Below are 17,154 nucleotides of genomic sequence, written 5' to 3' on the forward strand. Positions count from 1 at the left end.
GTTACTGGGGTTACAGGGTCAGCGGCGGCGCTGCCCGCGCGCCTGCGGCGCAATGTCGCATGGAATAGGCATGGGGCCAGCCTTGCGCAAACCGCATCTGCCCACCGCCGGTTTTTCCATGGTCTGCGTGCAGCCCGCCCACAGCAGTGCCTGCGCGGTTTTTCAGGTGGTCGCGAGGACTGCCGGCGCAGCGTTGATCCAGGGCCTGGCGTGGCGGTTCGGGGGCGGGCCGCGGTGACCTGTCGTCGTGCTCCGGCGCCCCAACGGCCCGGGGTTTGTTAATATCCGCGGCCTTGAAACAAACCCACCGCCTGGCCTTCTTCGACTGCCAGCCTTGGCAAAGGGCAGTAATGCATGAGTGTTTTAGTCACCCGCCGCAAAGTGATTGCCGGCATGGGCCTGCTGGGCCTGGGCCTGCTCGCCGGCTGCGACAGCAGCAGCAAACTCTCCTACAAGTACGGCAAGGACTTGAGCGACAAGATCCTCGGCCGGACCTTCAAGCTGCGCGACACCGACGGCAATCAGAAGCTGCTGTCGAGCTACCGGGGCCTGATGCCCATGGTCTTCTTCGGCTTCACCCAATGCCCGGCGGTCTGCCCCACGGCACTGGCGCGGGCGGTGCAGGCCAAGAAGTTGATGGGGCGCGACGGTGATCGCCTGCAGGTGATCTTCATCACCCTGGACCCGGAGCGCGATACGCCCGAGGTACTCAAGGCCTACGTCAAGGCCTTCGACCCCAGTTTCGAGGCGCTGTACGGCACCCTGGAAGAAACCGCGGAGACCGCCAAGGAGTTCGGCGTGTTCTATGAAAAGATCCCCAGCGGCTCGACCTACACCCTGTCCCACAGCGCCACCAGTTTTGTCTTCGACTCCCGCGGCGTACTGCGCCTGGGGCTGTCCCCTTCCCTGACCGCGCAGGAATGCGCGGAAGATCTGCTTACCGTGATGGAGGTCTGCTGATGCACCCCGCCCCTCGTAACCCTGCTTTTGCCCGCCGCGCCAAACAGGCCGTGGCCATTCTTTCGCTGCTGGGCCTGGCCTGGCACGCGTCGGCCCAGACCCGGGTCGACGACGCCTGGGTCCGCGCCACCGTGCCCGGCCAGCAGGCCACCGGCGCGTTCATGACCCTGACCGCCGACAGCGACAGCAAACTGCTGAGCGTGCAATCGCCGGTGGCCAAGACCGTGCAGATCCACCAATCGAGCATGAACAACGACGTGATGCGCATGGAAGCCGTGCAAGCGGTGGACCTGCCGGCCGGCAAGGCGGTCAACTTCGACCCCCACGGCTATCACGTGATGCTGATCGACCTGGTGGCCCAGGTGAAGGAAGGCGACCAGGTGCCGCTGACCCTGACGGTGCAGAACGCCAAAGGCGAGCAGGAGTCGATCCAGCTCCAGGCGCCGGTCCGGGCGCTGAACATGCCTGAGCACCACATGCAGCACTGAGCCTTGATCGGGTAATGCCAGCGGCCTTGAATCCTCCCGGATCAAGGCCGTTTTGCTGTGTGCGGCCCGGTGCCACGTCCCTCTGACCGCCCTGCTCCCGAGCCTCAAGTACAGCGCTGAACCCGACAAAACCTGTACTAAAGAACCATTGTCAGACAAAAACCTGTTTGCTATTCAGTGCGGCCTCTTTTTGAGCCCCACCCGCAGGCGTGTGTTGCCCCTGTAAGCGGTCTGGCCAATACCCGTTTCGAGACCCTGACGATGATAGAAAACTCCGATGTGATGTACCGCCTGCTGGTACAGAGCGTGATCGACTACGCCATTTATAGGCTGACCCCGGACGGCATCGTCTGTAACTGGAATGCCGGGGCCCAACGGGCCAAGGGCTACACCTCGGAAGAAATCGTCGGCGAGCATTTCTCGGTGTTTTACGACCCCATGGAACAGGCTGCCCAGACCCCGCAACAGAACCTGGATACCGCCCGCGACACCGGGCGCTTCGAAGCCGAGGGCTGGCGCCGGCGCAAGGACGGCAGCTCGTTCTGGGCCCGCGTGGTGATCGATGCCATCCATGACGATGACGGGCAGTTGGTCGGCTTCGCCAAAATCACCCGCGACATCACCGAACGCCGCCAATATGAAATGGACCTGCTGCAGGCCAAGGAACTGGCGGAAAGCCAAAGCGAGAAAATGGCCTCGCTGTCGATGTTCCTCGATTCGGTGATCTCCAACATCCCGTCCAGCGTCATGGTGCAGGACGTCGCCACGCGGCAGATCCTGCTGGCCAATCCCCAGGCCGAACGCCTGTTCGGCAACGAGCGCCGGCACATGATCGGGCGCACCGCCAGCGACTGCATGGCGCCGGCCATCGCCGGCTATATCGAACACCTCACCGAGCATTGCCTGCACCACGACGGCCTGCACCTGACCGAAGATCGCCTGGACACCCAGTCGGGCACGCGCACCCTGCGCACCCGCACCCTGCTCAGCAAAAGCACCGAGGCCCGTGGCAACTATGTGTTGCAGATCGCCGATGACGTCACCGATGAAATCGCCGCCCATGCCCAGATCCATCACATGGCCCACCACGACGAACTTACCGGCCTGCCCAACCGCACCCTGTTCCATGCCTGCCTCGACGAAGCCCTCAAGGAAGGCAGCCGGCGGCAGAACCTGACGGCGGCGCTGTGCCTGGACCTGGACAACTTCAAGAACATCAACGACGCCCTGGGCCATGCCTTCGGCGATCGCCTGCTGCGGGCCCTGGGCCAGCGCCTGCGCGGCGTGCTGCGCGACCAGGACACCCTGGCGCGGCTGGGGGGCGATGAGTTCGCCATTGTCCTGCCCCACCTCGCCAGTGCCGAAGACGCCCAGAGCACCGCGCGCCGCTTGATCGAGGCAGTCGCCCCGCCCTTCCTGATCGATGGCCACAGCTTTGCCGTGGGCCTGAGCCTGGGCATCGCCATCGCCCCCGACGACCACAACACCCCGGAGCAACTGCTGCGCTACGCCGACATGGCGCTGTATGAAGCCAAGCGCAACGGCCGCAACCGCTATGAACTGTTCCGCGCCGAGCTGGATGAAGCGGCACGCCGGCGCCGCGTGATGGAGACCGACCTGCGCACCGCCCTGCACCTGGGGCAGTTGCAGCTGTATTACCAGCCGATCATCGGCCAGCACGACCAGCAGATTTCCGGCTACGAGGCCCTGATGCGCTGGCAGCACCCGAGCAAGGGGCTGATCATGCCGATGGATTTTATCCCCATCGCCGAAGAAACCGGGCTGATCCACGAGATCGGCGCCCGCGCCCTGAACCTGGCCTGCCAGGAAGCCGCGAGCTGGGCCACCGAGCAATCGGTGGCGGTCAACCTGTCGCCGATCCAATTCAAGAACAACGATCTGCTGGGCATCGTGCAACTGGCCCTGGCCGACTCGGGGCTGGCACCGTCGCGCCTGGAACTGGAGATCACCGAGTCGGTGCTGCTGGACAACAGCGAAGGCAACCTGCGGACCTTGCAGGCCCTCAAGGAATTGGGGGTGTGCATCGCCCTCGATGACTTCGGCACCGGCTATTCGTCCCTGGGCTACCTGCGCTCGTTCCCCTTCGACCGGATCAAGATCGACAAATCCTTTGTCAAGGACATGGGCCAGAGCCGCGAGGCACTGTCGATCATCCGCGCCATCACCGGGATGAGCAGCAGCCTGCTGATCAAAACCACCGCCGAAGGTGTGGAGACCCACGAACAGTTCAACCAGTTGCAGGCCGAAGGCTGTTCGCACTTCCAGGGCTACCTGTTCGGCCACCCGCGTCCGGCGGCGGAGCGCTGCAAGAAACTGCCGTGACCCGGCGCCGGGCCGGGCCTACCCCTGGCCCAGGGGCTTGACCGCCAGCACGCTGCCGGGCATCGAGTACAGCGCGCGCTCGGTGGTGCTGCCGATCAGCCGGCCAAAGCCGCTACGGTGCACGGTGCCCATGACCACCACGTCCACCAGGAACTCGTCGACGAACTCGGCGATGGTCGGCACCGGCGGGCCCATGACGAAATGCCGCTGTTCGGGCGGCACCCCGTATTGCTCGGCCAGGGCGATAAAGGCGCGGTGCAGGGATTCGCGCAACTCTTCCATGATGTTGCTGGCCCAGGCGGACGCCGTCATCGGCACCTCGGGGTTGAAGGCCGGAGTCAGGTCGTAGGCGTACAGCAGGTGCAACTGCGCGTCGCATTGCAGGGCCAGGGCATTGGCGGTCTGGATGATCTGGCCGTTGTGGCCGCTGATCAGGGTGTCGGGATCGGCCGGGTCGACGGCGGCAACGATGCGCCGTGGCAGCGCATGGGCCACCTGATTGACCAGGTGCACCGGCACCGGGCATTCGCGCAGCAGGTGGCAATCGATGGGGGTCACGAACGCGCGCTTCAGCGCCGATTCCAGCACCACATCCTTGATCAGCAGGTCCGGCTGAAACTCCGCGACGTACTGCAACATGTCCTTGAGCGGCTCGGCGGTCCAGACCACCTGGGTGGTGACCTTGACCCCCTGCTCGCGCATCCACTGCGCCTCCACCTGCAACCAGTGTTCGGCCCGTTGCAGGTAACGCTCGCGCGCCGCGTCACTCATGCGCTCTTCCCACAGATGGATGCGCGGCGGCGGCTCGACAAATATCAGCGCATGCAAGCTCGCCTCACTGGCCAGGGCCAGGGCGGCGGCACGCCGCGCGGCGGGTGAGCGGTGCTGCTCGGGGTCGACGATCATCAACAGGCGCTGATACTGGCTCATTTTTTCTCTCCATGACCTTGAGTGCCGGGTATGGAGCCCATGGTGAGCGCTCTGCCGGCGCGGCACTTGATCTCCATCAAGCCAGTGCCGCGCCGAGCGTCATCCGCCACTCAGGGGGTAATGGCAATCTTCATGACGCCATCGCGCTGATGGGCGAAGAGTTCATACGCGGCCTCGATGTCATCCAGCTTGAAGCGGTGGGTGACCAGTGGCGAGAGGTCGACGCAGCCGCTGGCGACCACTTCCATCAAGCGCCGCATGCGCTCCTTGCCGCCCGGGCACAGGGTGCTGACGATGCTCAGGTCGCCGAGGCCGGCGGCAAAGGCATCGAGAGGGATATGCAGGTCGCTGGAATACACCCCCAGGCTCGACAGCGTGCCGCCCGGGCGCAGCACCCGCAGCGCCGATTCGAAGGTGCCCTGGGTGCCGAGCGCCTCGATGGCCACGTCCACCCCACGACCCTGGGTCAGGGCCATGATCTGCTGCACCACGTCGCCGTTTTTGAAATCCACCACATGGGTCGCGCCCAGGCCACGGGCGACCTGCATGCGCTCGGCCACGGTGTCGATGCCGATGATGGTGGTCGCGCCCTTGAGCCGCGCCCCGGCCACCGCACACAGGCCGATCGGCCCTAGGGCGAACACCGCCACCGTGTCGCCAATATCCACCGCGCCGCGCTCGGCGCCGGAGAACCCGGTGGACATAATGTCCGGGCACATCAGCACCTGTTCGTCGCTGAGGCCATCGGGGATCGGGCACAGGTTGGCCAGGGCATCCGGCACCAGCACGTATTCGGCCTGGCAGCCGTCGATGGTGTTGCCGAACTTCCAGCCGCCGGCGGCACGGAAACCGTGGCGGGTGTCGGGTCCATCCTGGGCGCCGCAGCCGCAGAGGCAAGCGAAACTCTGGCCGCTGGGAGTGATGGCGCCGGCAATCACCCGCTGACCCTCGCTGAACCCGCGCACCTGGGAACCCAGGCGTTCAATGATGCCCACCGGTTCGTGGCCGATGGTCAGGCCCTTGGCCACCGGGTATTCGCCGCGCAGGATGTGCACGTCGGTGCCGCAGATGGTGGTGGTGGTAATGCGCACCAGCGCATCCAGCGGGCCGACCTCGGGAATGGTCTTGTCTTCGAGCACGATCCGGTTTTTCTCGACGAATACCGCCGCCTTCATCTTGGCCATGAGCATGATCTCCTGTTGGATTGAGCGATCACTACAGGCTGCGCCCCAGGCGCCACCCAGGGGTTGATCATGGTCAACAAAGCGCGGATTGACAGCCGCGGATGCTCCCTGAAGCCTGCCCAGCGCTCTATTGCGGGGCTTACGCGTGGATCGGAGCGCTGCCATTGCGACGAACGGCGAGTTGCAGAAAGGCCGCCGAGGCTAAAGCGCACAACGCGCCCAGGGCGATGGTTGCACTGTAGCTCTGGTACAGATCGAACAGCAGCCCGCCCAGACTGCCTCCGGCCAACGCCGCAATGCCCACCGAGACATACAGCGCACCGAGGATGGCCCCCAGGTTTGCGGTGCCGAACCAGCCAGCCGCCACAGACGGATAGAGGGCGATGCAACCGCCATTGGCCAGGCCGAACAACAGCGCGAACAGGCCGAGGGTCACTGGGGTCTGGGCGCCCAGCCACAGCCCATTGAGCCCGCCCAGGATCAGGGTCAGTACCAGCAGCAGGCGGTGGGCGCCCATGCGGTCACCCAGGCGCCCTAAAAACAGGCGCCCGGCAATATTGCCGACGCCGATCAGGCCAATGAACAGGTTGGCCTGCGCGCTCGATACGCCCAGCGCCCGTGCATAAGGGTTGATATGCACCAGGGCGCTGAACAGCCCCACGGAACCCAGGAAAATCGCCACGAAGTAACACCAGAAACGCGCCGTGCCGAGGGCTTCCCCCAGGCGCATGCCCTGAGACGTGCCAACACCCGGGCCCGGCGCGCCGACGCCGGGCCTGGCGCCATCCGGCAACAGGCCCAGGGCCTGGGGCGAGCGCCGGACCAGCAGCGCCATAGGCAAGCCAACCAGGGCTATCACCAGGGCAAAGATGCGCAGCGTCGACTCCCACGACAGGTGCTGCATCAGCAAACCGGCCGCCACCGGCCCGATAAACGTACCGACCCCGGTGCCCGCCAGCGCGATGCCCGACGCCTGGTTGCGCTGGATGACAAACCAGCGCTGCACGGTCGCGACCAGGGGCACATACACCAGGCCGACACCCAGCCCGACCAGCGAGCAGAACAGGGCAATAAACAGCGACAACGAGCCGGACGCATAGCTGCTGAAGAAAAAACCCAGGGCCAGCAACGCCACCCCGGCCCCCACCACGGCCCGGGGCGAGGTGCGATCGGCCAGGGCCCCGGAAAAAACCCCGGCGCCGTAATAGATAAACGCCGTCAGTGAAAACACCGAGGCCACGGAAAAGCGCCCGACGGCAAAGCTGTCCTGAATGGGCACGAAGAACGCGCCAAAGGAGTACGCCGCGCCAAAAATCAGGGTCAGCAGCACATGCGCCGCACCCACTACATACCACCCTGGAAATACTCTGGATTTCATCCTGTCGATCCTGCGTCTGCCTGAGACCCTTGGAGGTCGCGCCCGCGCCCCATCATGTATATACAACCATATGCAAGTTTTCGACCAAGCGAATCCAGCGCCCTACGCTCACCGTCGACAAGCTAAAAAATCATTGGTTAACAGCGGGTTGAGCGCCTGAAGCGGTGTTCGGGGTCGGGGGTTTGTCACTGCCGCATCGGGCCGGCATGCGGTGTTTGGTAACGGCCATGACTTGTAATGAACCTGTGCTGCGGCACACCGCCGAGCCTGCCCCAGCACGCTTGCCTGGCAATAGGTGGGTCCCACAACCGGATGATCGGCAGCAATCCGTACTTGTTAGAAAATATTACATGAATCATATTACGCACATAATATTTCAGCCTCGGATGCCCTCCCATGACCAGCCTGTCCGCCGCCACCGAAACCGCCATCACCCCGCTACCGGCCCCAGCGCGCCGACGCAAACCCCTGCTGTTCGGCGCCCTGGGCCTGGCTGCCCTGGTGGCGCTGGAGGTGTACGCCGAGCACTGGTGGAGCGCCGGGCGTTTTATCGAAACCACCGACGACGCCTACATCGGCGGCGATGTGACGGTGATCGGGCCCAAGGTCGCCGGGTATATCGAGCAGGTGCTGGTCAGCGATAACCAGCGGGTACAGGCCGGTGATCTGCTGATTCGTCTGGATTCGCGGGACAACCGCGCCAACCTGGACAAGGCCGAAGGCGCGGTGGCCGGCCAAGAAGCGCTGCTGGCCAACCTCGACGCCACCGAGCAATTGCAGCACGCGGTGATTGGCCAGGCCCGGGCCGGGATCGACGCCACGGGGGCGGAGATGAGCCGCTCGCGGGAAGACAATGCGCGCTACAAACGCCTGGTGGGCAGCTCGGCGGTGTCGGTGGAAAGCGCCCAGCGCGCCGATGCCACGTTCAAGACCGCCCAGGCCCTGAACGCCCGGGCCGAGGCTGAGTTGCTGGCCAGCCAGCGCCAGTTGCAGGTGATTGCCACGCAAAAACTCCAGGCACGCGCCGCGTTGATGCAGGCCCGGGCCGAGCGCGACCTGGCGCGCCTGAACCTGGCCTACACCGAGCTGCGGGCGCCCGTGGACGGGGTGATCGGCAACCGCCGCGCGCGTCCCGGCGCCTATGCCCAGGCCGGCTCGCAACTGCTGTCGCTGGTGCCGGCCAGCGGCCTGTGGGTAGACGCCAATTTCAAGGAAGACCAGCTCGAACACATGCTCCCCGGCCAACGGGTGGTGATTCGTGCCGACGTGCTGCCCGGGCGTGAATTCCACGGTCACCTCGACAGCCTGGCACCGGCCACCGGCGCGCAGTTCAGCGTGCTGCCACCGGAAAACGCCACCGGCAACTTCACCAAGATCGTGCAACGGGTGCCGGTGCGGGTGATCCTCGACCCGGCGGACGGCGTGCTTGGCCAACTGCGCCCTGGGCTGTCGGTGAACGCGGCAGTCAACACCCTGCATGAAGACCCCGCGCCGACCTCGGCCGTGGCCCAGGCCAGCGCGCCATGAGTCGCGCCCTCGCCGCTCCGGCGTTGCCCTTCGATGCCGCGAGCATGGCCACCGCGACCAAGGTCTTCGCCTTTGCCAGCATGTGCATCGGCATGTTTATCGCCCTGCTGGATATCCAGATCGTCTCGGCGTCGCTGCGGGATATCGGCGGCGGCCTGTCGGCCGGCACCGATGAAACCGCCTGGGTCCAGACCAGCTACCTGATTGCCGAGATCATCGTGATCCCGCTGTCCGGCTGGCTGTCGCGGGTGTTCTCCACACGCTGGCTGTTCTGCGCCTCGGCCGTGGGCTTCACCCTGGCCAGCCTGCTCTGCGGCGCGGCCTGGAACATCCAGAGCATGATCGCCTTTCGCGCCCTGCAAGGCTTTCTCGGCGGCTCGATGATCCCCCTGGTGTTCACCACCGCGTTCTTTTTCTTCACCGGCAAGCAGCGGGTGATTGCCGCCGCCACCATCGGCGCAGTGGCGTCTCTGGCGCCGACCCTGGGCCCGGTGATTGGTGGCTGGATCACCGATGTTTCATCCTGGCACTGGTTGTTCTACATCAACCTGGTGCCGGGGATTTTCGTCGCCGTGGCGGTGCCGATGCTGGTCAAGATCGACCAGCCGGAGCTGTCGCTGCTCAAGGGCGCCGACTACCTGAGCATGGTCTTTCTCGCGCTGTTTCTCGGCTGCCTGGAATACACCCTGGAGGAAGGCCCGCGCTGGAACTGGTTCAGCGACAGCACCATCCTCTGCACGGCGTGGATCTCCGGGCTGGCCGGGCTGGCGTTTATCGGCCGGACCCTGCACGTGGCCAACCCAATTGTCGACCTGCGGGCGCTCAAGGACCGCAACTTCGCCCTCGGCTGTTTCTTTTCGTTCGTCACCGGCATCGGCCTGTTCGCGACCATTTACCTGACCCCGCTGTTCCTCGGCCGGGTCCGTGGCTACAGCGCCCTGGACATCGGCATGGCGGTGTTTTCCACGGGGGTGTTCCAGATCCTGGCGATCCCGCTCTACGCCTTCCTCGCCAACCGTCTCGACCTGCGCTGGATCATGATGACCGGGCTGGGGTTGTTTGCCCTGTCGATGTGGGACTTCAGCCCGATCACCCACGACTGGGGCGCCCGCGAACTGCTGCTGCCCCAGGCCCTGCGCGGCATTGCCCAGCAACTGGCGGTGCCGCCGGCGGTGACCCTGACCCTCGGCGGCCTGTCCCAGGCCCGGCTGAAACATGCCTCGGGGCTGTTCAACCTGATGCGCAACCTGGGCGGGGCGATCGGCATCGCAGCCTGCGCCACCGTCCTCAATGACCGCACCAACCTGCACTTCACCCGTCTCGCCGAGCACCTGAACAGCAGCAACGAGGCGCTCAACCAGTGGCTGGCCACGGTCGGCGGCAACTTCGCCAGCCAAAGCCTGGGCGGCGACGCCGGGCTTAATGCCAGCCTGCATCAACTGTGGCTGCTGACCTACCGCGAGGCGCAGACGCAAACCTATGGCGATGCGTTTTTGATGATCATGCTGTGCTTTATCGTCGCCACTGCCATGGTGCCGCTGATGCGCAAGGTGGCACCGCCCACGGCCCCGGTGGCCGATCACTGAGGCCCTTCAGCGGGCGGGAGTTTCGCCACCGGCGGCCTGCAAGTGCTGGTATTGCAGGCACAGGTAGTGGGCAATGATCAGCCGCGCCGGCACCCCGGCCTCCGGCGCCATGCGCTCAAAGGCGCTGTAGCCCGCCGCGCGCAGGGCCAGGCCGCGCTGCTGCAAGGCCTGGTCGACACCCGACGCCACGTGCGGGTCCACCCCACGCTCGGCCTGCTGGCACAACCAGCCGGCGAACTCCGGTAGCAGGTGGCCGCTGGGCAGCAGCACCTCCTGCTCTGGCGCGTCCAGCGTCTCATCCACAGCCGCCAGCGGCGTTGCGGTGGCCGGTGCCTGATCGAAATGCAGCGCATCGAGCAACGGCTGGCCGGGGGCGGCATCGGCGCGAATCAGGCTCAAGGGCTCGGCAATCAGCCGGCCCGCCTGCTCATAGACCCGCGCCACCAGCCGCGCCCCCTCGACCCAGGGTTCGCCAGCCACTTTCTCGATCCGGCCGATGGCGTGCCGGGTGTAGGCCGAATAGCGCAACTCGACCCACAGGGTCGCGCCTTGATGGTCGTGCAGCGGCCAGACCAGGGTCTGGCGTGTGCTGTCGAACTGCACCGTGCCCACGGCAGCCGGCTGCAACAGCGTCCAGTCGTTCATCGGCCGCGCCGGGGTCAGCAGGCTGCGGCGCTGGGCCGAACGGGCCTGGAGCAAAGCACTCCAATCCTCTGCCGCCGGCAGTTGCTGCCACTGCGCCGTGGTCAATGGTTCAAGCACGGTGGCCTGTACCGACTCGGCCACCGACAGGCGCCCGTCGCCATTGACCTGGGCGCCCATCAAAGACAGCCGCCGGCCGCTGGCATGGGCCGGCGACAGCAGACCGCTCCAGGGGCCCGGATGGCGGTAGCGCAGCAACGGGTTGAAGCCGCGTTGCAGCTCGGGCCGGGCCTCGGTGCAGGACAAAAAACCCTGTTGCGCCGGGCTCCAGAACACCAGGCTCAAGCCCTGGTAACCGGATGCCGTGCGCCAGGCATTGGCGCCCAGCCCCCACAGTTCCAGGGCCGTCGACGGCGTGTACTGGCTGCGCGCCTGGCCCAGCAGGCGCACCGGTTCTTCGCCACGTTGCGCGGCGCTGGCCAAGGCCTGGAGCAAGGCATAACAGCGGCTCAGTTCATCGAACAGGCGCTGGCCATCGGCCCCGGCCGCCCGCTCCAGCAGCAGTTGCACCTGATCCGCCAGGCGCCGCAGCGACAGGGCCAGGCGCGGGTAATCGGCGCCCTGGGCCCACACCGCCAGGGTCACGTAACGCTGCTGCATGGCCTGGGACAAATGGGCCAGGCCCACCGCCACCGACTCCTCCAGCAATTGCCGCGCGCCCTGGCGCAAACGGCTGCGCGCGGCCTCCCGCAGGGCCGGGCTCGACTCGGCATTGGCGCCGCCCTGCGGCTCGGGCGCGATCAGTTCCAGCCCTTGCCGACGGCGCAGCGCCAGCACCGCCGCTACCTGGTGCTTCTCCAGGGCGCCGCTGCGCTGGTCGGCGAGCATGCCACCCAGGGGGCCGCCCATATAGCGCAGGGTCAGGGGTGGCGTGCCCAGGGTCAGGGTCAGGTTGTGCTCGCCGCCCAGGTGCAGCTCCTGCTCCATGTCCAGGTCCATGACGAACTGCCAGGCCCAGCGATAACCCGGCTTGCCCCCATGCTTGAGCAACTCGGCATGGGGCAGCGCGAGCAAGCTGTCGAGCAGCACCTGGCGCTGATCCGGCGCCGGTTCGGGCTCGGCGCCAGGCGCCAGCGGCGGGCCCTGCTCGGCCAAAATCTCACGCAGACCCAGGGCGCCGGCCAGGATGTGCTGGCACACGCCGCTGGCCGGGCAGCTGCACTGGGCAAAGGCCGGCCCGCGCTGATCAAAACGCAGTTGATAAGGGCCGCACTCCAGCAGCAGGTGCTCCGCGCCCTCCTCCAGCAGCCGTGGCGGGCTGCTTTCCAGGTCTTTATAGGCGCGGCGCAACAGGCCGCGATTGGCCAGGGCGACAAAGGCTTCGTCGTCAAAACTCAGCAGTTGCGCCAGCAGCGCCGGGCGCAGGCTCATGAGATCACCTTGAGCAGCCAGTGGGCCAGGCGCTGCGGGCTCAGGGCGGCTATCTGCATGCCGCAGGCGGCAAGGCTGGTGGCCATCTGCCGGTCGTAATCGGGGTTGGCCTGGTCGTCGAGAGCGGCCAGCCCGAGCAGGGTCACCCGAGCCTCGGCCAGTTGCTTGACGGTGCGCAGCAGCTCATTGGGCGATGCCCCTTCGTAGAAGTCACTGACCAGCACCAGCACCGTGCGCTGGGGGTTTTCCAGCAACTGACTGCAGTAGCGCAGGGCCTTGCCGATATCGGTGCCGCCCCCCAGTTGCACGCGCATCAGGGTTTCCACCGGATCGCCCGCATGCTCGCTGAGGTCGACCACATCGGTGTCGAACACCACCACCTTGACCCGCAGCGCCGGCAGCCCGGCGAGAATCCCGGCCATTACCGCGCTGTGAATCACCGAGTCGGCCATGCTCCCGCTCTGGTCCACGCAGAGGATGATGTCCCACGGCAGGCGCCGGCTATTGCGCTGGAAGAAGTACAGTTTTTCCACCACCAGCCGCTGGCGCTCGACGTCGTAGTGCTTGAGGTTGCGCCGCAGGGTGCCCAGGGCATCGAAATTGCGGGCCACGGCCATGGGCGAATGGCGCTGGCGGTTGAGGCGCCCGGACAGCACCTGGCGCACCTGCGGCTCCAGCCGCTGGCGAATCTCTTCCACCACCTGGCGAATGATGCGCCGCACCATCACCAGCACCTCGCCCTGCAAGTGCCCGCGCAGGGCAAGCAAGGTGCGCAACAGCTGTTGGTTGGGTTCCAGGCGCTCCAGGGCCTGGGGGTCGGTGACCAGCTCGGTCAGGCCGTAGCGGTCCAGGGCGTGCTGCTCGATCACCTCCACCGTGTCCACCGGGAACAGCTCGCGCACCTCGCCCAGCCAGGTCACCAGGGTCAGTTGGCTCGGGTCGAGGGAGCCGGCGCGAGCGTCTTCACGCAGGCCCCGGCCCTGGTATTCACGGCCGTAGAGGTATTCCAGGGCCACGTCCATGCGCGCCGCCTGGCCTTCCAGCCCGGCACCGCCGGCGGCGTCACACAGGGGTTTATCGGCGTATTTGCCCAGCACCAGGCGCCAGCGTTCGAGGGGGGTCATGGCGTCATCCAGGGGTCGAGGCCGTCGCCCTGCAACACCAGGGCCAGGCTTTGCGACAGGCGCAGGTTGGCCTGGACCTGATCGGCCTGCAGCGAGGCATGGCGCAACCGGCCCAAGTCATCGGCGCCGTGCAATTGGGCGACCCGGGTTGCGATGCGGTCGGTTTCACGCGGAGTCATTTCGGCAAAGGCCAGGCGCAGCTCCGGCAGGCAGGCGACAAACTGCGCCTCGCCCCACTGGTTGAGCAATGGGTCCAGAACCTCGAGCAGGCTGGGGACCTGCCAGGCGCTCTCGCGAGCGGTGGACAGCAAGCCGCGCAGGTAGGCCACGGCTTCCTGGGGTTGACGCAGGCCGTGCAGGTGCCCGGCCAGTTCCGTGGCCAGTTGTGCTTCGGACAAGCGCCCGGCCAGGTACAGCAAGCCGGCACAGGCACCGCGCAGCAGCAGGTTGGGCTGCTGGTGCAACTGGCTGACCAGGGCCCAGTACAACGCCTGATCCAGCTCCGCACCCGCGGCCCCGGCCAGCAATTCGCGCAACTGCACCAGGCAGGCCACATGCCCCAAGGCCTCGGCTTCGCTCACGCCCTGGGCGCCGAGGTAGGTGGCACGCTGATAGGCACTGCGCAGCAACCCCGGCAAGCCCGGCAGATGCGCGGCCTGCAACGGCTCGCGGGACTCCAGCAGCAGCGACAGGCTGGCCGTGGCCGCCACCAGCGAGGCAAATACCGGGTCGGCGCCTATGGCGTCCGCCAGATGCTGCAAGGGCGTGGCCAACTGCTCATGCAGCCCCAGCACACAGGCCTGCACTAACAGCGCCGCCGCACCCCGGGCATCGGCCACGCCGTCGCCGGCCTGTTGCTCCAGGCGCTGGGCGAAGCGACTGGCCACCGCCTGGGGCAGGGTCGCGCCATACACCGACGCCTCCACCAGCGCTCCTTCGGTGCTGGCCGTCCAGGCGTACTCCCAGTGTTCCTGGAGCAGATGCAAACCGTGGCCGCCGACAAAATCCGGGCCGCCGGTGCGCCAGGCGAAGGGGATGCCCAACAGCAGCAGGCCATGCAGCAACTGGCTGCTGCGCCGGTGTTCGGCGCGCCGGTACAGGTCCAGCACCACCCGGCGCGGCTGCGAGTCGTGGAGCTTCAGGCGCTGGCGCCGGGCACGGTATTCCACGTCCTTGACCAACGGCGGCGTGCCAGCCCCGGGCGGCACGCGGCCCAGGGCCTGGCCGGTGAAACAGGCGCGGGCCACTTGTCGCACCCGGACGCCGTCGGCGTCGGCATCGCCCTGGATAAAACAACTGAGGATGGCGTCGTCGACATCCACCCGGATCGGCGCATCGCGCCCGCGCAGGGTGGCCAGGCGCAGCATCTGTTCGTAGGCGGCGGTGAGGGTCGGCAACGGCAGCGCCACGGCCTGCTCGCGGAGCTTTTCCGCGACCTCGAACAACAGCTCCAGAGCCGCCGCCTGCCGTGGCCGGGCCGGAGCCTGCGCGCTGCGCTGCGAGTGCTGGAGCTGGGCGTGCCACAGCCGCTGGTGCCAGGCCGGCGCGGTCATGCCGGCGGCGTAGCCATTGAGGCGTTCCAGGCGGTCGAAGCTGTAGCGGATCAGCGCGCTGGCTTCATCGGTCAGCCCGGCGCGGCTGATGGCCGGCCGCTCGACCCCGGTCGCGAGCAAGCCCGGTAACGCGACCGCATGCAGGCCACCGACCACCACCAGCACCGGCCCCTCCCCCGGACGCCGGGCGGCCAGGGCCTGCTGGATATGCCAGGCCATTTCCGCCTCACGGGCCAGGGTGCCGTCGCCCTGCAGCTCGTCGTGGCTGCAATCCAGGCGCGCCAGTTGGCAATAGGCCGCGACCCGGGTCAGGTGCTCGGACCAATCGCCCCGGGTCGCCGGCACCTCGAACAGGTGCTCCCAGAGTTCTTCGTGGTCGCGGCAACCCAGCTGGCTGGCCAGGCGTTGCAGGTGTTCGCTGCGCCGGTAATGACCTTCGTCGAGCAGCGAGTCCTGGCCGAGCTCCACCTCGGGCGGCGACGCCTCCAGGGCGCATTGCTCGGCAAAGTCGAGGTCGATAAAGCGTGCGGGAATGCCTTGGGCCGCTGCGGCGCGCAGGGCCACCAGCTCCGGCGAATAGTCACAGAACGGGTAATAGGCCGCGCGCCGCGCATCCGCCGCCGCGCCGCCCACGGCGTAGGTGTAGATCGCCAGGGGCATCTGCGCTTGGGGGTGCACCAGCAGCGGCAGCAACGGGTCGAAGGACCGTGGCCCTTCCACCAGCACTACGCTCGGCGGATGGCTGGCGAACAGTTGCTGCAATTGCCAGGCGCAACCTGGGCTGTGGTGGCGCACGGCAAACACAATCAACTCATCGCTGGCCAGGCTCTGGCCCAGGGCACGCAGGCTGGCGCTGTCCAGCCCGGTGCCAGCCAGGGACGCCTCAGCGATCAAGCTCACGCCGCGCCTCGAGCACCCGCTGCCATTGCGGTTGGCGCTGGGCCCGCTGGCGCACCACCACGTCGAAATAGTGGCGCAGCTTGCCGCCGTCCTCGGGGTTGTCCTTGAGCACGGTGCCGATCAGTTGCCGGGCAATATGCTCGCCGCCGACCACGCCGTTGCCGAAGTAGTGGGCATCCAGGCTGGCGGCGTACCCCACCGCCACCGCTTCGGCGGCCGACATCACCGCGCTGGGTTTCTCCAGCACCGTGCCTTCGGCGGTGGCGCCGTGGCGCAGGTCGTTGAACGCAGTCACCAGCAGTTCGAGCACGTCGGGGCTGAAGTCGACCTTGACCTGGGCCTGTTGCAACAGGGCTTCGGTCTGTTCGCGCACCAGCTGGGTTTCCAGGCGCCGGTCGCTGATGGGGCGCACGGTTTCGAAGTTGAAGCGGCGCTTGAGGGCGCTGGACATCTCATGCACGCCCCGGTCACGCAAGTTGGCGGTGGCCAGGATATTGAACCCCGGCGCGGCAAATACCGTGGCCTCTTCGCCCTTGAGTTCGGGTACGTGCAGCACTTTGTCCGAGAGCAGGCTGATCAGGCTGTCCTGGATCTCGGGCTGCATGCGGGTGATTTCTTCGATCCGGCACAGGCTGCCGCTGCGCATCGCCTCATACATCGGGCCGCGCACCAGGGCGCGCTGGGTCGGGCCTTCGGCCAGCAGCAAGGCGTAGTTCCACGAATAGCGGATCTGCTCCTCGGTGGTCCCGGCCGTGCCCTGTACCGTGCACAACGACTGGCCGCAGATCGCCGCCGCCAGCAGCTCGGAGAGCATCGACTTGGCGGTCCCCGGCTCGCCCACCAGCATCAACCCACGGTTGCTCATCAGGGTCACGATGCAGCGGTCGATCAGGGCATCGTCGCCATAGAACTTGCGCCGCACCTGCAACGCCCCGTCGCCGAGGATAAACCCGCGCACCGCGCGCGGTGACAGGCGCCAGCCGCTGGGGCGCGGGCCGCTGTCGTGCTGTTGCAGGCGCGCCAGTTCTGCGGCGTGGGCCTGTTCGGCCGGGGCCTTGAGCATTGCGCCAGGCGCAGGGGTCATGGGCGTGGTCCTTTAAGGTGACGT

At 66.9% G+C, this 17,154-nt stretch carries 12 protein-coding genes; 5 read left to right on the top strand and 7 right to left on the bottom strand.

Annotated features, from left to right (window positions below; genetic code table 11):
• The first annotated feature begins 354 nt into the window (after positions 1–354).
• The 3 genes from JFU57_RS30225 (at position 355) to JFU57_RS30235 (ending at position 3,791) form a co-directional block, all read left to right on the top strand.
• Entirely contained in the window at positions 355–960 is a 606-nt protein-coding gene (locus JFU57_RS30225; protein ID WP_020296877.1) for an SCO family protein, read from the top strand.
• Entirely contained in the window at positions 960–1,448 is a 489-nt protein-coding gene (locus JFU57_RS30230) for a copper chaperone PCu(A)C (protein ID WP_078473966.1), read from the top strand. The genes JFU57_RS30225 and JFU57_RS30230 overlap by 1 nt, the downstream gene beginning before the upstream one ends.
• A gap of 255 nt (positions 1,449–1,703) precedes the next feature.
• Positions 1,704–3,791, top strand: coding sequence for a sensor domain-containing protein (locus tag JFU57_RS30235; protein ID WP_201132239.1), 2,088 nt, complete (start codon positions 1,704–1,706; stop codon positions 3,789–3,791).
• Between the two features lie 18 nt (positions 3,792–3,809).
• Here JFU57_RS30235 and JFU57_RS30240 read toward each other — a convergent pair whose 3' ends face one another.
• The 3 genes from JFU57_RS30240 to JFU57_RS30250 form a co-directional block, all read right to left on the bottom strand.
• Positions 3,810–4,721: a universal stress protein gene (locus JFU57_RS30240; protein ID WP_201131793.1), complete on the bottom strand. Its 912-nt coding sequence runs from the start codon at positions 4,719–4,721 to the stop codon at positions 3,810–3,812.
• A 110-nt stretch (positions 4,722–4,831) separates the two neighbouring features.
• The gene (locus JFU57_RS30245) at positions 4,832–5,905 is read right to left on the bottom strand and encodes an NAD(P)-dependent alcohol dehydrogenase (RefSeq protein ID WP_020296873.1); all 1,074 of its coding nucleotides are present in this window, start codon (positions 5,903–5,905) and stop codon (positions 4,832–4,834) included.
• Between the two features lie 139 nt (positions 5,906–6,044).
• Complete coding sequence (locus JFU57_RS30250; RefSeq protein ID WP_207202252.1) at positions 6,045–7,283, bottom strand: MFS transporter; 1,239 nt, start codon at positions 7,281–7,283, stop codon at positions 6,045–6,047.
• A gap of 396 nt (positions 7,284–7,679) precedes the next feature.
• Between JFU57_RS30250 and JFU57_RS30255 the strand changes: the two genes are divergently transcribed.
• Positions 7,680–8,810, top strand: a complete 1,131-nt coding sequence (locus tag JFU57_RS30255) for an HlyD family secretion protein (protein ID WP_201131794.1) — start codon at positions 7,680–7,682, stop codon at positions 8,808–8,810.
• A complete protein-coding gene (locus JFU57_RS30260) occupies positions 8,807–10,396 on the top strand; it encodes a DHA2 family efflux MFS transporter permease subunit (protein ID WP_078473962.1) in 1,590 nt (529 codons plus the stop codon). Before JFU57_RS30255 ends, JFU57_RS30260 begins: the two co-directional genes overlap by 4 nt.
• 6 nt (positions 10,397–10,402) lie before the next feature.
• Here the strand turns inward: JFU57_RS30260 and JFU57_RS30265 are convergent, their stop codons facing one another.
• Genes JFU57_RS30265 through JFU57_RS30280 form a run of 4 tightly spaced genes read right to left on the bottom strand, consistent with a single transcriptional unit; the run spans position 10,403 to position 17,130 of the window.
• Complete coding sequence (locus JFU57_RS30265) at positions 10,403–12,469, bottom strand: hypothetical protein (protein WP_201131795.1); 2,067 nt, start codon at positions 12,467–12,469, stop codon at positions 10,403–10,405.
• The gene (locus tag JFU57_RS30270) at positions 12,466–13,593 is read right to left on the bottom strand and encodes a VWA domain-containing protein (RefSeq protein WP_201131796.1); all 1,128 of its coding nucleotides are present in this window, start codon (positions 13,591–13,593) and stop codon (positions 12,466–12,468) included. Before JFU57_RS30270 ends, JFU57_RS30265 begins: the two co-directional genes overlap by 4 nt.
• Entirely contained in the window at positions 13,590–16,046 is a 2,457-nt protein-coding gene (locus tag JFU57_RS30275; RefSeq protein WP_201131797.1) for a DUF5682 family protein, read from the bottom strand. Before JFU57_RS30275 ends, JFU57_RS30270 begins: the two co-directional genes overlap by 4 nt.
• The gene (locus JFU57_RS30280) at positions 16,030–17,130 is read right to left on the bottom strand and encodes an ATP-binding protein (protein ID WP_078473958.1); all 1,101 of its coding nucleotides are present in this window, start codon (positions 17,128–17,130) and stop codon (positions 16,030–16,032) included. Before JFU57_RS30280 ends, JFU57_RS30275 begins: the two co-directional genes overlap by 17 nt.
• Positions 17,131–17,154 lie beyond the last annotated feature (24 nt).

It is taken from the genome of Pseudomonas sp. TH07 (genome assembly GCF_016651285.1).
Classification (GTDB): Bacteria; Pseudomonadota; Gammaproteobacteria; order Pseudomonadales; family Pseudomonadaceae; genus Aquipseudomonas.

What these genes read in the sequence shown, in the direction of transcription:
- JFU57_RS30225 (WP_020296877.1), top strand. Translation starts at nt 355, where the DNA reads ATGAGTGTTTTAGTCACCCGCCGCAAAGTGATTGCCGGCATGGGCCTG.
- JFU57_RS30230 (WP_078473966.1), top strand. Translation starts at nt 960, where the DNA reads ATGCACCCCGCCCCTCGTAACCCTGCTTTTGCCCGCCGCGCCAAACAG.
- JFU57_RS30240 (WP_201131793.1), bottom strand. Translation starts at nt 4,721, where the DNA reads ATGAGCCAGTATCAGCGCCTGTTGATGATCGTCGACCCCGAGCAGCAC.
- JFU57_RS30245 (WP_020296873.1), bottom strand. Translation starts at nt 5,905, where the DNA reads ATGGCCAAGATGAAGGCGGCGGTATTCGTCGAGAAAAACCGGATCGTG.
- JFU57_RS30250 (WP_207202252.1), bottom strand. Translation starts at nt 7,283, where the DNA reads ATGAAATCCAGAGTATTTCCAGGGTGGTATGTAGTGGGTGCGGCGCAT.
- JFU57_RS30255 (WP_201131794.1), top strand. Translation starts at nt 7,680, where the DNA reads ATGACCAGCCTGTCCGCCGCCACCGAAACCGCCATCACCCCGCTACCG.
- JFU57_RS30260 (WP_078473962.1), top strand. Translation starts at nt 8,807, where the DNA reads ATGAGTCGCGCCCTCGCCGCTCCGGCGTTGCCCTTCGATGCCGCGAGC.
- JFU57_RS30265 (WP_201131795.1), bottom strand. Translation starts at nt 12,469, where the DNA reads ATGAGCCTGCGCCCGGCGCTGCTGGCGCAACTGCTGAGTTTTGACGAC.
- JFU57_RS30270 (WP_201131796.1), bottom strand. Translation starts at nt 13,593, where the DNA reads ATGACCCCCCTCGAACGCTGGCGCCTGGTGCTGGGCAAATACGCCGAT.
- JFU57_RS30280 (WP_078473958.1), bottom strand. Translation starts at nt 17,130, where the DNA reads ATGACCCCTGCGCCTGGCGCAATGCTCAAGGCCCCGGCCGAACAGGCC.